Consider the following 14,124-nt stretch of genomic DNA (forward strand, 5'->3'; position numbering starts at 1 on the left):
ATCAGTCTTGGATTGAAATAGGAGATAGGTCTGTCAAATAGGCACTTCCTGAAACGATCAGCTTGGAATATCCTTCCAACCCTTCGGTAATCTGTACTTTATCGGGATAGATTTTACCGATTTTGACACTTACTTTTTGGGCAGTTTTCCCATCATTTGTTACAAAGACAAATCCCTTACCGGAATTGGCATCCAAGATGGATTCATAGGGGACAAACCATGTTTGTTGACTTGTTTCTGATAGGACCTTTGCAGTTCCAAACATACCGGAAGCAAGATAATCAGGAGCTTTTTCTGTGAATTCAATTTCCACCTGATAGGTGCCTGTCGTCGGATCGGCGACTTTTGACTTTCTTTTTACCTTGCCTGTATATAATTTCTCTGGTTCGACAGGAGTTGAGATATTGACCTTATCACCTTCTTTGACCATGGCCCATTCTTTGTCACTTAAAGAGACCTTCAGCTTCCAGCTTCCTTTCCCGGATCCGTTGGTCTGAAAAACCGGTGAACCTGGCGCTATCTGCTGTCCGGGATTGACAAATTTTTTCAGCACATTTCCATTGCTGATTGCTCTGATCTGAGAGTAGTCTTGGTTGAATCTGGCAGCCTCTAGGCTTTCCGCAGCAATGTCCAATGCTGTTTTGCTGTTTTGAGCCTGTTCGACTGTAGCGACAGAGTCAGCCAAAAGTCTTTGTACCCTTTCATAGTCTCTTTTAGCTTTTTCATAGCCTAACCGGGCTTGATTCACAGCAGTGTTGATTTCGGTTAGGTCCAAAGTTGCCAAGAGTTGGCCTTTTCGGATAACATCGCCTTCCGACACCAAAACCTGTGATATGATGCCGCCGGTTTTGAAAGAAAGCATGGTCTCGTCATCGGTAGTGAATTGGCCTGTGGCATCGATTTCAAGGTTCCCTTCGGAGACAGATATTTGCTTGATTTTGACAGGTATCTCTCCGGTTGGGATTTCGGTATTCATCGAATTTCCTTTCGTGCCGCAGCCTTGGAGGAAAGTAATTCCTATGATAGGAAATAGGAGGTAGAGGAATGTGGATTTCATGGTAGTATCAGTTCAAAGTTTGTAGTTCTCTTTCAAGTTCGGCCACAGCGGAAAGCAGGCTGTAGTTAGCAATGGTGAGTTTCAATTCTGACAGTGTGAATTGGTTTCGGGCATCGATGAATTCTATCAAAGAATTGGTTCCTTCTTTATAGCCCCGATCAATCAACCTCAAGTATGCAGTGGCTGATCTTAGGTTTTGTTCGGCAGAGTATTTTGCCGCTTCTGCCGCTTTGATGTTATTTTTTGCGGCTCGGATAGCCATTTCAATAGAATCATCCAAAAGCTCAGTCTGGTAAGTCAAATTTGTAATTTCATTTTTGGCTCTAGTGATGGCATTCCTGTTTCTGCCGCCTTGGAATATCGGAAAGGACATGTTTACGCCAAGCATGAAATACCGGCTTTGATCGCTGACATCGAATTCAAAGCCTTGCATTCCAAAATCCGCAAAGGTGTTGAGTCTAGGTATGGCAAAATTCTGATTCATTCTCAAGGCTGTTTCCTGAATTCCTTTGGCCGTATTGATTTTGTGGATTTCAGCCCTGTCTGAGAAGTCTTCTTCCTGCATCAGGTTGTCAATTTCCATTTCATTGATGGACTGTGTCTCAAAAATGACTTCACTTTCGATAGGCCTATTGATCAGGAAGTTGACATAGTAGGCGGCATTTTTCATCCTGTTTTCCGCTTCAATGAGTTGTGAATTGATGTTTTCAACTTCACTTTCAGCCCTTAAAACCTGGGCAGGAAGGCCTTTTCCGTTGGCTAATAGGGATTTATTGTCTTTGAGATTTTGTTGGACAAGGATTTTTGATTCCTCCAAAATCTGCTTGGCAGTATAGGCTAGGCAATATTTGTAATAAGCTTGTTTGATATTTTTGGTCAGTTCGGCTTTATAGATCTCAATTTCAAATTCCTCAAGCCTCACCGATTGGTCACGGATCTGTTTGTTGAAGTGAAGGTCTGGGTTAATGACAGGGTAGGAGATGCGTACTCTTGCATCGTAAAAGTTATTTGCCAGGAATTGCTCTTCCACGTTTTGTATCTGGGGAAATGCTTGCCTATCCAACAGTGTGTTTAAGGAGGAATAAACACCATTCAACAGGTCGCCGATCGGAAGGACAATAGCCCTACCTCCATCTGCCACCGTATATGTGGCTCCAAAATCAATTGAAGGAAGGAAAAAACTCTTGGCATCTTTCAAAGCCAATATGCTCTGATCCAAGGATATATTCTTTTCCTTTAAGACCAGATTGTTTTGCAGGCCCTCATCTAGGTAATTGTTAAGTACCGATTGGGATTGGACTTCCTCCAACATTCCAAAGAAAAGTAGGAAGCCGATAAAGAATTTTTTGTGGCTGTTTTCCATTTTATATTTTAATGTTAATTTAATGAACACTGTTTAATGATACGATAAAAAAATATCAGCTACGATCCAAAATCAATAGAAAGGAGTTGTAGCTGTTTTCAATAATCTGATCAACTTCACCAACATCAAGCACATTTACCCTTTTTCTGATTTTCAGCGAAACCATTCCGTGTACAGTAGACCAAATAAGGAAAGAGATTGCCTCGAGATGATGACCCTCAAAGTGCCCCTTTTGCATGCATTGATTGACTGTAGATCTTAATAAGTTAAAAGTAGAATCTCCTTCGATCCAACATAAGTCATCCCTTTTTACTACAAAATCTATGGGTGCTTCTATGATAAACATCAGGTCGTACATGTCAGCATTTTCGAAAGCATATTGGATATAAATCCTTCCCATAGCCTTCAAGCGGCTCATTGGGTCTTCTACAGCACCCAGGATTTCCATTCTTTTCCTTAATTCCTGAAATCCTTCCTGATGCAATGCATAAAAAATCTCATTCTTATCCTGGAAATAATGGTAAATGATTCCTGGGCTGTATTCGATCTCATCAGCGATGTTCCGGATAGAAGTTTTTTCAAAGCCTCTTTCAATAAAGAGTCTCTTTGCTGCTTTTAGGATTTGGTCCTTCAGCTCTTCTTTTTCCCGTATTTTTCTTTCGGCTACGCCCATGATGATTTGTTGTACAAGCAAATTTAATTGAACAGTGTTTAATTTTCCAAATATCCACCGGATTTTTTTCAAATTTTATTTAAGGACCAATCGAATTCTGTGATTTTTGGATAAGTTACATATTGCCTGATATCATCTTTGCTCAAATTTGATGGATTTAACCAATTCAGCTTATTAGCCCTTTTGATTTTCAAATTACTGTTTTTTACTCTAAATTGAAATTGCTTGAAAAGAGCCTTCCCTAATGTTTCGGCTTAAGTTCTCCTTTTCAATCAAATTCAGTCAAAAAAACAAATAACTTACAAACCAAAACCTTTAAATAACCATGAAATCCCGAAGAGACTTTTTACAAAAACTGACTGTCGGTGCAGGTATTCTGCCTTTTGCTTTCAGTTTCACACCAAATGAAAATCCTATGAATATATTCGATGATGTGCAGGACGGACCTATCCTCAGAGTTGCAATTATGGGATTGGGGAGCTACGGCAATCGGGTAGCAGAAGCAATGATGGATTGCAAACGGGCTAAAATCACCGGTGTGATCAGCGGAACGCCTTCAAAAATCAAAGAATGGCAGAGCAAATATGCCATACCTGATAAAAACTGCTACAATTATGAAAACTTCGATGCGATCAAAAATAACCCCGACATTGATGCGGTCTATATCATTACTCCGAATGCCCTCCATCATGGACAATGTCTCCGAGTTGCGGCTGCAGGCAAGCACGTCATCTGTGAAAAACCCATGGCTATCAATGCCAAGGAAGGTCAGGAAATGGTAAATGCCTGCAGGAAAGCCGGAGTAAAACTATTGATCGGATATAGGATGCACTTTGAAGCAAATACCTTAGAAGTCGTCAGATTGCGAAAAGAAGGAGAATTTGGGACCATCAAATTCTTCCAAGGCCTAAGTGGTTTTAAAATAGGTGATCCTACCCAATGGAGATTAAACAAAGCATTGGCAGGAGGTGGTGCCATGATGGATATCGGGATCTATTCCATCAATGGAGCTAGGTATATGGTAGGAGAGGAGCCCGTTTGGGTCACTGCACAGGAGGAGAAAACAGATCCGGTTAAATTTAAGGAAGGCGTAGATGAAACGATTACTTTTCAGTTGGGTTTTCCAAGTGGTGTAATTGCTTCCTGTCTTTCTACTTATGCGATAAGCTACCTTGATAAATTTTTCTTAGTCGGAGAAAAGGGATTTGCCGAAATGCAGCCCTCAACAGGATATGGTCCTATAAAAAGCTGGACGAACAAAGGCAGACTTGATTTACCACATGTCACGCATCAGACAACGCAGATGGATCAGATGGCCATGATAATTTTGGATGGAAAGAAACCGATTATCCCTGTGGATGGAGAAGAAGGCGTCAAGGACATGAAGATCATTGATGCAATTTTTGAGGCAGCCAAAAGTGGAAAAAGGGTTCCTTTGAAACTGTAATAGAACCTTAAAAATCTTAGGCCTGTGAGAATCCGTGCTTGAAATCATGGAGTTTCACAGGCTTTTTTTATTCAAATACTTTTTCAACAAATGATTCAATTTTTTAGGCTTTAAATTTCCTTTGAAGATCAGTTAAAGTTAATTTTTTGAAAGAAGTAAAATCTTAATATTTTTCTTTTGAAAAGATAAACCGACATCATTTTGAAAATAAAATAAAGAGGCTCGAAAAATTAAATAAAAATTCGTTTTTAAAATAATTAAAAAATTGATAATCAATTAAATACAAAAATTTTTCCAACTGCATATAAACAAGTATTACCTCTTTCGACAAGGCCTTTAGGACACAAAATTTCAAAAAGATTTTTTCATAGAAAAATGGTAAAAAATAAATCAGAAACACCGTTTTTTTTGAGGTTACTTCTATTTAAGTTTGGTACAAATTTATAATGATATATGAAGATTATTTATTGTTTATTCGTTGTATTCTTCGCAGCTCAGTTTCAAATAAATGCCCAAAATGAAACAGCAACTGTATATATCTTAAGACCACTTTTGTGTGGAACTAAGTGAGACAAGCGGAAAAAAAACACTTGGTTTATTAGAAGAAAATAAAGAATGCCTTTGAGGCAATTTCCACCCATTCAAAACTACTCAATCCAACATCATTCTTTGCTCTAATCTATTAGGCAATTGACTCACATTTAATATCAAAGGTATATTAATCAAAAACTTGTGTCCTGACAATTAACTCTCAAAACCAAATTCAAATTAAACTCAATTCCTCAAAAAAAGTAATTTATGAAAAGAACAATTTTAGTTTTATTCCTATTGACGGGTGGTTTATACAATTATGTTGCTGCCCAAAACACCACGCCTTTAAGATTTTTAATTGAAGGTGGATTGGCATTGGGAGGCGATGACGTCGCTACTGTCAATTTTACCAACGGGAATTCTCAGAGGGTAAATGCAGGTCAGGGAATATCCTTGGGAGTTGGGGCTGAATATGCCATTCCAAGCCTTGAGAGTATCAGACTGAGATCTTCTGTAGGGATCAAATATGTAACCACCGCAGCAGACAATGCCCATATCAGACTTACCAGAATTCCAATTAATGTGAGTGGAAATTATGTTTTCAATGATACCTGGAGACTGGGATTGGGAATGTCCTTTCATACCAATATAAAATTCAATGCGGGTGGTATCGGTGATAATTTCACTCTTGGAAATGCCTCAGGCCCTTTCATTGAATTTGCTTACAAATGGGTAGGTCTTACTTACACCATCATGAACTATGAAGGTATGCTTGGAGAAACTTATAATGCCAATTCAATTGGTATCACATTCTCAGGAGTATTGCCTAAGAGAAATTGATAAAATTCACAACATGACCTACACAGATTGTTGATTTGGTCAAATGAAAAAGGAATCCATCAAGCAAAAAAAAAACCTGTGATTTCACAGGTTTTTTTGCTTTGTGCGGGAATCTGCTTAATCCTCTTCGAGAATCAATTCTTTTGCCGGAACAGGAATACCTGCAACCTCTTCCAAAAATCTTTTTGTTTCCCTTAGAACTCCTTCCCAATCTTTAGAGGTAATGCTGGAAGCGATGACATGGTCACCGGATTCGGGAAATGCCACTTTGACTTTTTTATTCTCCGGGGTCTGGACTTGGTCAAACATTTCAAACATCTTAGGAACGGAGACAACCTTGTCCTGTTCTTCTTCATTTTTGTAAAAATATCCCAAGAACATTGGCTGATGGATTTCTTTAAACGTCTCGGCGTTCATTTTACTCCTGATCAAAACCCCCAAACTCCGGTAACTGTTCAAGTGATATTCCCTGGACCAATATTTTGCTTTATCACCTTCTCTTTCGTTGACGATTGTCCCGTTTTCATATTGAAATTTCTCAGCCAAAAAAGATAACCAAGGTTTAAAAAAGATTTCCAAAGCATCTCCATATTCTCTGACACAGGGAGAATAAAGAACCAAAGCCTTCATATCAGGTCTTTCAGAAGCTAGAACCAAAGACAATGCACCACCCATAGAGGTCCCCACGATAATGACTGAGTCTCCAAGGCTTTTTCCCACCATAAATGCCTCTCTGGCTTCATCTACCAACTTTTGGGCAGTTAGGTGCCTGAATCCATCCGGTCTGCTGATGCCATGTTCGGGTAGTCTGACTAGATATAAATTGGCGTCAAAATAATCCGCAAGTTCCCGGTGCACAGGATCTCCTTCCATATTACTAGCACCAAATCCATGGATGTAGACTATAGAATAGGGGGTTTTACTCTTATTGATACTATCTGCCCAAACAATTTTTGCTTCATTGCCCGGTTTCAATCCCTTCACTGTATCACTTTTTGCTTGGATGAAGGCCTGAAGTTCTCCCATCCGGGTTGGAACCGCAGGGTATTCTCCTGATAAATCTTCGATTTGGGATTTTGGACCTAGCATATAAACTATGGCTAAGATGATCAAGAATCCAAGTAGAAACTGCAATGATTTTTTCATGTTGCAACTTTTATGAGTATTCAGTAAAGCTAAAACCTTACTGGCATTTAACCAATCCAAATCTTGAATCCCGATAGCAATATTCCATCCAAATAATGCCTGATTTTAGATTGGGGTATTTTTGTTATTTTTGGCTAAGACCAATTCAAGATGAAAAAAACTTATTTGCTTACAATCGCCTCATTGATTCTTCTGGCAAGTTCATGCCAATCTCCTGAAGATAATCCTTACCAAATTTCGAAAGACAGTGTAGAGCCTCATATTATGGAATTGGCCTCCGATGAATTTATGGGAAGAAAACCATTTACCGAAGGGGAAACCAAAACAGTACAATACCTTGAGCAGGCCTACAAAGACCTTGGTGTAGAGCCCGGAAATGGGGAAAGCTACTTTCAGGAAGTGCCTATGGTTTCTATTTTGACACAACCTGCACCCACAATGACTATTCAATCCAAAAGTCAATCCATTGAATTGAAGGGATTAGAGGATTATGTCATCTGGACGCAGCGTACAGACTCCTTACTTACTGTGGACGGAGCAGAGTTGGTTTTTGCAGGCTATGGAATCGTAGCTCCTGAGTATGGTTGGAATGATTACAAAAACATAGATGTCAAAGGGAAAATTGTAGTCCTTTTGGTCAACGACCCTGGTTATGGTACTGAAGATGTTTCATTATTCAGGGGCAATACCATGACCTACTACGGTCGATGGACCTACAAAATGGAAGAAGCTGCCAAACATGGAGCCTTAGGAACATTGATCATTCACGAAACAGGTCCTGCAGGATATGGATTCAATGTCATCCAAAACAACTGGAATACGTCAAGACTTTCTTTGGATCTCAGAAATACCCCAACTTATCAGGCCATGTTTGAAGGATGGATTGCTTTACCTATTGCAGGCCAATTGTTTTCCTTGGCAGGTCTTGATGAAAAAGAGCTTTTTGAAAAAGCTAAAAAACCTGATTTTCAGGCTATTCCTATGAACTTGACTGCAAGTACTTCCCTAGAAGTAAAAGCAAAATATGATGTATCCAAAAACGTAATCGCCAAAATTACAGGAAGTAAGTATCCTGACGAATATATCATCTATACAGCCCATTGGGATCATTTGGGAATAGGTGCTCCCGATGCTTCGGGAGACAGTATTTACAATGGCGCTTGGGACAATGCAAGTGGAACCGCGGCACTATTGGGAATGGCCAAAGCCTTTATAGAAGATGCCAAGCCGGAAAGGTCTGTTGTGTTTTTGACAGTGACAGCCGAGGAACAAGGCTTGCTTGGGTCTGCCTATTATTCCCAAAATCCTGTTTTTCCAAAAGAAAAAACAGTGGCCAACATTAATCTAGATGGAATGAATCCTTATGGTAAAATGAAAGATGTGGCACTCATTGGATTGGGTCAGTCAGAACTTGAAGACATACTTAATGTAGAATTGGAAAAAAAGGGAAGGTACAGTACTCCTGAATCTATTCCTTCAGCAGGATGGTATTACCGGTCTGATCATTTCAATTTTGCAAAAATAGGAATTCCTGCACTCTACATCGGAATAGGTGTCGATCATGTGGAAAAAGGGAAGGCATATGGGAAGGAATTGGAATCAAAGTACAATTCTGAAGTTTACCACAAACCCGGTGACAATTATGATCCTGCCAATTGGGACTATGAAGCCATGTTGGGAGACGTGCAGCTCCTTTATGAAGTCGGTAAAAAGTTGTCAAACAGTACCGCTTGGCCCGGCTGGAAAGAAGGTTCAGAATTCAAAGCAGTCAGGGATTCCTACATGAAGAGATAATTCAAAACCTGTTTATTAATTTGATGGGTTCACATTTTGTTAGTAATACAAACTTTTATTGAGTATTTTAAACTATTTGTGAGAACTGCACGTTTCCTGATTGTTGTGAAATGAAAAATGGAAAACATTCTCAAAAAAATACGAGTTGAAATCAATCCTGATATTTATTTGAAGGATCCTTTCAGTTCGGAACTTGGAAAAGACATCATTTTGAAAAGTGTTTCTATGATGCAGGAATTGGGATTTGAGCAATTCACGTTTAAGAAACTGTCTTCAAAAATAGATTGTACAGAATCGGCGATATACCGGTATTTTGAAAACAAGCATAAACTGCTTTTGTTTTTGAATTCTTGGTATTGGGGATACTTAGAGCAAAATTTTGTTTTTGGTACAGCAAACCTTACAGACCCATTTAAAAAACTTGAAATAGCCATCAAAATATTGGTGAATGGTCCGATTTTTTCCCAAAATGATTTCATTGATCCTGTTTCTTTGAGAAAATTGATTACAGATGAAGCAAACAAGGCGATCATGACAAAAGAAGTGGATGAAGAATACCAAAAAGGTTTTTTCAACCATTTCAACAAATTGAGTGAAAGAATTGCCGATATTATTTTGGAAATCAATCCTGAATTTGAATTTCCAAAAACTTTAGTGTCCACCGTAATGGAATCAAGCCTGATTCAGTCTTATTATGCCAAGCACCTGCCGGGATTCACCGAACAGGTTCCGGGAGACGAAAGGAGGATTGATTTTTTCAATAACCTAGTTTTCAAAACCATCCAAAATGAAAATTGATTACGCAATAACTCCTTTAAAAAGGTTCTTTAAACTTCTTAACGAAGAGAAGAAAGAGGTTTATTCCATCTACTTTTATTCAATATTGAACGGTGCTGTTTCTTTGATTTATCCCTTGGGGATACAGGCGATCGTCAATTTTGTTTTGGGTGGAAGGGTCAGTACAGCATGGCTAATTATGGTTTTGGTGGTAGCACTGGGAATCGCTTTTGGAGGGTTTCTTCAGATTTCCCAATTATATCTGACAGAAAAACTGGAGCAGAGGATCTTTACCAAAACAGGTTTTGGATTTGCTTACAGGTTGCCAAGGCTCAAATTGGATGAGTTGCACGGTCAATATCCGCCTGAGCTCGTCAATAGATTTTTTGACGCGGTAAATCTCCAAAAGGGAATGTCAAAGATTTTGATTGACTTTTCATTTTCGATGGTTCAGATCTTCTTTGGGATGATTCTTCTTGCATTGTACAATGTGTTCTTCCTCATTTTCAGTTTGATTTTGATTGGCTTGGTCGTTTTGATTTTCTATTTCACCAGCCCAAAAGGAATGGAAACCAACCTGAAAGTATCTACCTTAAAATATAAAACAGCTTATTGGCTGGAAGAAATAGGCAGGACATTAGGGACTTTCAAATTGGCCGGAAATTCTAATTTACCATTCTATACTATTGATAAACTACTGACTACTTATGTTGAATTCCGAAACAAGCATTTTGCGGTTTTGGTATTTCAATATAAAGTCATGATTGCATTCAAAGCCTTGATAGTTACAACCCTGTTAATTGTGGGGAGTTTGTTGCTGATTGACAATCAGATCAGTATCGGGCAATTCGTTGCAGCAGAAGTGATTATTATCTTGATTGTAAGCTCAGTAGAAAAGCTTATCCTTTCACTTGATGTGGTATATGATACTTTGACAGCTACTGAAAAAATCGGACAGATCATGGATATGCCTATCGAAAGGCAGGAAGGAACTGAGAAATCTTTGACCACAAATAGCGAAAGCCTTCAGTTCCAAGTCAGAAATCTTAGCTATAAGTCAAAGGATTCTACTTTTGAGATTATTGACGACCTGACATTTGATTTGAATGCCGGCGAGAAAGTAATTCTTACAGGAAAGAGTGGAAGTGGAAAGAGTACCTTGATGTACCTGATTTCAGGATTGTTTACTGATTATAGGGGGCGGATTATCATCAACGGATTGCCGATCGATACGATGAACCTAGACCGTTTAAGGAGTTATATTGGAGATAGTCTTTCCCATCAGTCTATTTTCCATGGGACAATTTTTGAAAATATAACACTTAAAAAGGACGTAGCAGAAAGCCATGTCAGGGAAATCATGAAGATGGTGGGGTTGAAGGAATACATCTATAAACTGCCGGAGGATTGGGACACCCAATTGATGCCTGAAGGTCAGGGTTTGAGCAAATCAATCATCAGTAGGATTGTGTTGGCAAGGTGTCTCGTAAACAATCCAAAAGCTTTGCTATTGGAGGATATGATTGCGTTTTTTGAACCTGAGGAAAAACAAAGGATTGTCGATTACATCCTGAACGGCCCATGGACAGTCATGATGATATCTGAAAATGCAGATACCATTAAAAAGTTTCCAAGGGTGATCCAATTGGATCATGGTAAGCTGGTATTTGATGGAAGCAGTGAAGTTTATGCAAAAGCAAATGGAATTTAATTTAAAGAGCGATGTTAGGGATTTCTAAAAATAAAATTTCAGATAGTGTGTCTTTTGATGGTTTCAAGAGCATTTCAATGACCATTCCAAAAGATGAAAGTAAGAAAAGAATCCAGATTCTTCTTTGGACGATGATCGGAATGTTTCTTTTCCTGTTTTTGCCATGGACCCAGAATATCAGGTCTAAAGGATTTGTAACCGCACTAAGACCAGACCAAAGACCGCAGACAGTTCATTCCATCATCGCGGGAAGAATAGAAAAATGGTATGTGGCAGAAGGTGATTACGTACAGAAGGGGGATACTATCTTAAGGATTTCTGAGATAAAAGATGACTATTTTGATCCACAACTTTTGGAAAGAACCCAACTCCAGGTCGAAGCCAAGACACTTTCGGCAAAATCCTATTCTGAAAAAGTAAAGTCACTTGAGATCCAGATCCAAGCCTTGAAGGAAAATAATGTGCTTAGAAAGGAACAGGCTGAAAACAGGCTTAGGATGGCAGAACTCAATGTTATTTCTGACAGTATCCGTTTTGAACAATCCAAAGTGAATTTTAAAGTGGGGACTGAACAGCTAAAGCGTACCGACAAATTGTACCAAGAAGGGTTGAGGTCTCTGACGGATTTTGAACAAAGAGAGCTACGTTTTCAAGAAGTACAGGCAGGTATTGTGGCAGCAGAGAACAATCTTTTGAAAAGTAAAAATGCCCTTATAGCTGCTCAGATAGAATTGAATGCGATAGACAATGATTTTAGGGACAAAATGGCCAAAGCTTCAGCAGATAAATTTGAGGCCATGTCTGCCCAATTTGACGCAGAAGGTACAGCCACCAAACTTGAAAATCAATATACCAATTATGAAGTCAGGACTGGTTATAGGTTTATTTTGGCACCACAGGAAGGCTACATTACTGAAGCCATTCAGGTAGGTATCGGTGAGACTATCAAAGAGGGAGCAGAAATCATGAGTATTCTTCCGGGTAATGCACAGCTTGCCGTAGAGATGTTTATAGAACCAGTAGATTTTCCTCTCATCCGAATCGGAAATAAAGTGAGGTTTATATTCGATGGATGGCCGGCAATTGTATTCTCGGGATGGCCTCAGATTACCAACGGTACTTTCGGCGGTGTGGTCACAGCGATCGATAACTTTGCAGGGCCTGATGGCAAATACAGGGTTTTGGTAGTGGAGGATTTGGAAGAAAAACGTTGGCCGACCCAATTGAGAATCGGATCAGGAGCTGATGGAATTGCTTTACTCAACGATGTTCCTCTTTGGTATGAAATATGGCGACAGCTTAATGGTTTCCCTGCTGATTATTATACAGCAAGAGAAAAGGCTGAAAACCAAAATAAGAAATAAACATGCGCAGAATTATACTTTTGTTGGCATTTGGTCTTTCACATTTGGCCCATGGTCAGGAAATGCTCTCCTATGACAATTATTTGACATGGGTGAGGGCATTCCATCCTGTTGCCAAACAAGCTGATATTACTGTGGAATTTGGGGAATTGGAACTCCGCGCCTCGCGGGGAGGCTTTGATCCTAGGTTGTATGGTGATTATGAAGCTAAGAGGTTTAAAAACACAAACTATTTTGACAAAAGGGAAGGTGGAATTGTAATTCCAACAATGGCTGGCGTAGAGTTAAAAGGCTTGGTGGAATATAATACCGGTACTTTATTGAATCCCGAACTGGAAGTTCCTGAGGATGGATTGGCGGCTTTTGGCGCTTCTTTCAATCTCGGACAAGGACTTCTAATTGATAAGAGGAGGGCTGCTTTAAGGCAGGCCCAAGTGTATGTGGAATCTACCAAGGCAGAAAGGGTTCAAATCCTCAATGACCTTTTTTTGGAATCCACTGAAACGTATTGGGCTTGGGCATCGGATTATCAAAATGTGAAAGTTTTAGAAGGTGGGGTTAAGCTTGCGGAAGAGCGTTTTCAAATGGTCAAGGAAAGCTACATCCAAGGAGATTTTCCTGCCATTGACACAGTAGAAGCTTATACACAGTTGATGGATAGGACATATAGGCTTCAGACTGCCCAAATCCAATTCTTTAAATCCACACAGTTTTTGAACACTTTCCTTTGGGATGAAAACAATGAGCCTGTTGATCTATTAGAGTCAGTTTTTCCTGAAAATGTCCTCGACCTGACAGTATTTGATTATAACAAAGAGTCTATGCGGGAGTATATTTTCCAGCATCCTGAATTGAAAATGACTGATTTTGCCATCGAATCCCTTCAGATTGACAGGAGGTATAAGGCAAATATGTTGTTGCCAGTCCTCAAGGTCAATTATAATTTCTTGGTTGAAAACATCAACGATTTTCAGGTGTCACCTTTCCTTGAAAACAACTACAAACTTGGAGCGACTTTTTCTATGCCTTTGTTCTTGAGAGGTGAAAGAGGAGATCTGGGTCTTGCCAAGGCCAAAATAAACTTCAAAACCTACGAAAGGGATTTGAAACTTCTCAAATTGACGACAAAACTGGAAAGTGAAATCTATAATTTTGAGACTGTCGAACAACAATTGGGCGTCTATACCAACAATGTGAACGGACTTCAAAAACTTCTGAAAGGTGAAATGACAAGATTTGAAATAGGAGAAAGTTCTCTGTTCCTTGTCAATGCACGGGAAGTAAGCCTTATCAGTGCACAGACCACACTAAATGACCTAGCTGCCAAAAGAAAATCAGCATACGCCAAAATGCTCAATGCTGCCGGTTTGGGATTTGATAATTGATTTATATTGTTTGATAGTCAACATGTTGCTATCCAC

Annotated in this window: 11 protein-coding genes; 7 read left to right on the forward strand and 4 right to left on the reverse strand. The window is 39.3% G+C overall.

Annotation, left to right across the window (positions count from 1 at the left end; translation table 11 throughout):
* Window position 1 precedes the first annotated feature (1 nt).
* From NU887_RS18510 to NU887_RS18520, 3 genes are read right to left on the reverse strand one after another with little or no spacing between them, the layout of a single operon-like run.
* Window positions 2-1,057 carry an efflux RND transporter periplasmic adaptor subunit gene (locus NU887_RS18510; RefSeq protein ID WP_258424874.1) on the reverse strand — a complete coding sequence of 352 codons (1,056 nt, stop codon included), beginning with the start codon at window positions 1,055-1,057 and terminating at the stop codon, window positions 2-4.
* A 7-nt stretch (window positions 1,058-1,064) separates the two neighbouring features.
* A complete protein-coding gene (locus tag NU887_RS18515) occupies window positions 1,065-2,420 on the reverse strand; it encodes a TolC family protein (protein WP_258424875.1) in 1,356 nt (451 codons plus the stop codon).
* Window positions 2,421-2,475: 55 nt separating this feature from the next.
* The gene (locus NU887_RS18520; RefSeq protein WP_258424876.1) at window positions 2,476-3,114 is read right to left on the reverse strand and encodes a TetR/AcrR family transcriptional regulator; all 639 of its coding nucleotides are present in this window, start codon (window positions 3,112-3,114) and stop codon (window positions 2,476-2,478) included.
* 304 nt (window positions 3,115-3,418) lie between these two features.
* Here NU887_RS18520 and NU887_RS18525 point away from each other — a divergent pair, with 304 nt between their 5' ends.
* Complete coding sequence (locus NU887_RS18525) at window positions 3,419-4,540, forward strand: Gfo/Idh/MocA family protein (protein ID WP_258424877.1); 1,122 nt, start codon at window positions 3,419-3,421, stop codon at window positions 4,538-4,540.
* A 798-nt stretch (window positions 4,541-5,338) separates the two neighbouring features.
* Window positions 5,339-5,911, forward strand: a complete 573-nt coding sequence (locus tag NU887_RS18530) for a hypothetical protein (RefSeq protein WP_258424878.1) — start codon at window positions 5,339-5,341, stop codon at window positions 5,909-5,911.
* A gap of 117 nt (window positions 5,912-6,028) precedes the next feature.
* Here NU887_RS18530 and NU887_RS18535 read toward each other — a convergent pair whose 3' ends face one another.
* Window positions 6,029-7,057: an alpha/beta hydrolase gene (locus tag NU887_RS18535; protein ID WP_258424879.1), complete on the reverse strand. Its 1,029-nt coding sequence runs from the start codon at window positions 7,055-7,057 to the stop codon at window positions 6,029-6,031.
* Between the two features lie 150 nt (window positions 7,058-7,207).
* Here NU887_RS18535 and NU887_RS18540 point away from each other — a divergent pair, with 150 nt between their 5' ends.
* The 5 genes from NU887_RS18540 (at window position 7,208) to NU887_RS18560 (ending at window position 14,088) form a co-directional block, all read left to right on the forward strand.
* Complete coding sequence (locus tag NU887_RS18540) at window positions 7,208-8,851, forward strand: M28 family metallopeptidase (protein ID WP_258424880.1); 1,644 nt, start codon at window positions 7,208-7,210, stop codon at window positions 8,849-8,851.
* A gap of 117 nt (window positions 8,852-8,968) precedes the next feature.
* Window positions 8,969-9,649, forward strand: coding sequence for a TetR/AcrR family transcriptional regulator (locus NU887_RS18545; RefSeq protein ID WP_258424881.1), 681 nt, complete (start codon window positions 8,969-8,971; stop codon window positions 9,647-9,649).
* On the forward strand, window positions 9,639-11,339 hold the full coding sequence (locus tag NU887_RS18550) for a peptidase domain-containing ABC transporter (protein WP_258424882.1): 1,701 nt from the start codon (window positions 9,639-9,641) through the stop codon (window positions 11,337-11,339). The genes NU887_RS18545 and NU887_RS18550 overlap by 11 nt, the downstream gene beginning before the upstream one ends.
* 11 nt (window positions 11,340-11,350) lie before the next feature.
* Window positions 11,351-12,703: an HlyD family secretion protein gene (locus NU887_RS18555; protein ID WP_258424883.1), complete on the forward strand. Its 1,353-nt coding sequence runs from the start codon at window positions 11,351-11,353 to the stop codon at window positions 12,701-12,703.
* A gap of 2 nt (window positions 12,704-12,705) precedes the next feature.
* Window positions 12,706-14,088: a TolC family protein gene (locus tag NU887_RS18560; protein ID WP_258424884.1), complete on the forward strand. Its 1,383-nt coding sequence runs from the start codon at window positions 12,706-12,708 to the stop codon at window positions 14,086-14,088.
* Window positions 14,089-14,124 lie beyond the last annotated feature (36 nt).

Origin of the sequence: Aquiflexum gelatinilyticum (assembly GCF_024741135.1) — a bacterium.
GTDB lineage: Bacteria > Bacteroidota > Bacteroidia > Cytophagales > Cyclobacteriaceae > Cognataquiflexum > Cognataquiflexum gelatinilyticum.

Excerpts from the sequence above, each read along its gene's own strand:
- NU887_RS18525 (WP_258424877.1), top strand. The coding sequence starts at position 3,419 with ATGAAATCCCGAAGAGACTTTTTACAAAAACTGACTGTCGGTGCAGGT.
- NU887_RS18550 (WP_258424882.1), top strand. The coding sequence starts at position 9,639 with ATGAAAATTGATTACGCAATAACTCCTTTAAAAAGGTTCTTTAAACTT.
- NU887_RS18535 (WP_258424879.1), bottom strand. The coding sequence starts at position 7,057 with ATGAAAAAATCATTGCAGTTTCTACTTGGATTCTTGATCATCTTAGCC.
- NU887_RS18515 (WP_258424875.1), bottom strand. The coding sequence starts at position 2,420 with ATGGAAAACAGCCACAAAAAATTCTTTATCGGCTTCCTACTTTTCTTT.
- NU887_RS18545 (WP_258424881.1), top strand. The coding sequence starts at position 8,969 with ATGGAAAACATTCTCAAAAAAATACGAGTTGAAATCAATCCTGATATT.
- NU887_RS18555 (WP_258424883.1), top strand. The coding sequence starts at position 11,351 with ATGTTAGGGATTTCTAAAAATAAAATTTCAGATAGTGTGTCTTTTGAT.
- NU887_RS18510 (WP_258424874.1), bottom strand. The coding sequence starts at position 1,057 with ATGAAATCCACATTCCTCTACCTCCTATTTCCTATCATAGGAATTACT.
- NU887_RS18530 (WP_258424878.1), top strand. The coding sequence starts at position 5,339 with ATGAAAAGAACAATTTTAGTTTTATTCCTATTGACGGGTGGTTTATAC.
- NU887_RS18540 (WP_258424880.1), top strand. The coding sequence starts at position 7,208 with ATGAAAAAAACTTATTTGCTTACAATCGCCTCATTGATTCTTCTGGCA.
- NU887_RS18560 (WP_258424884.1), top strand. The coding sequence starts at position 12,706 with ATGCGCAGAATTATACTTTTGTTGGCATTTGGTCTTTCACATTTGGCC.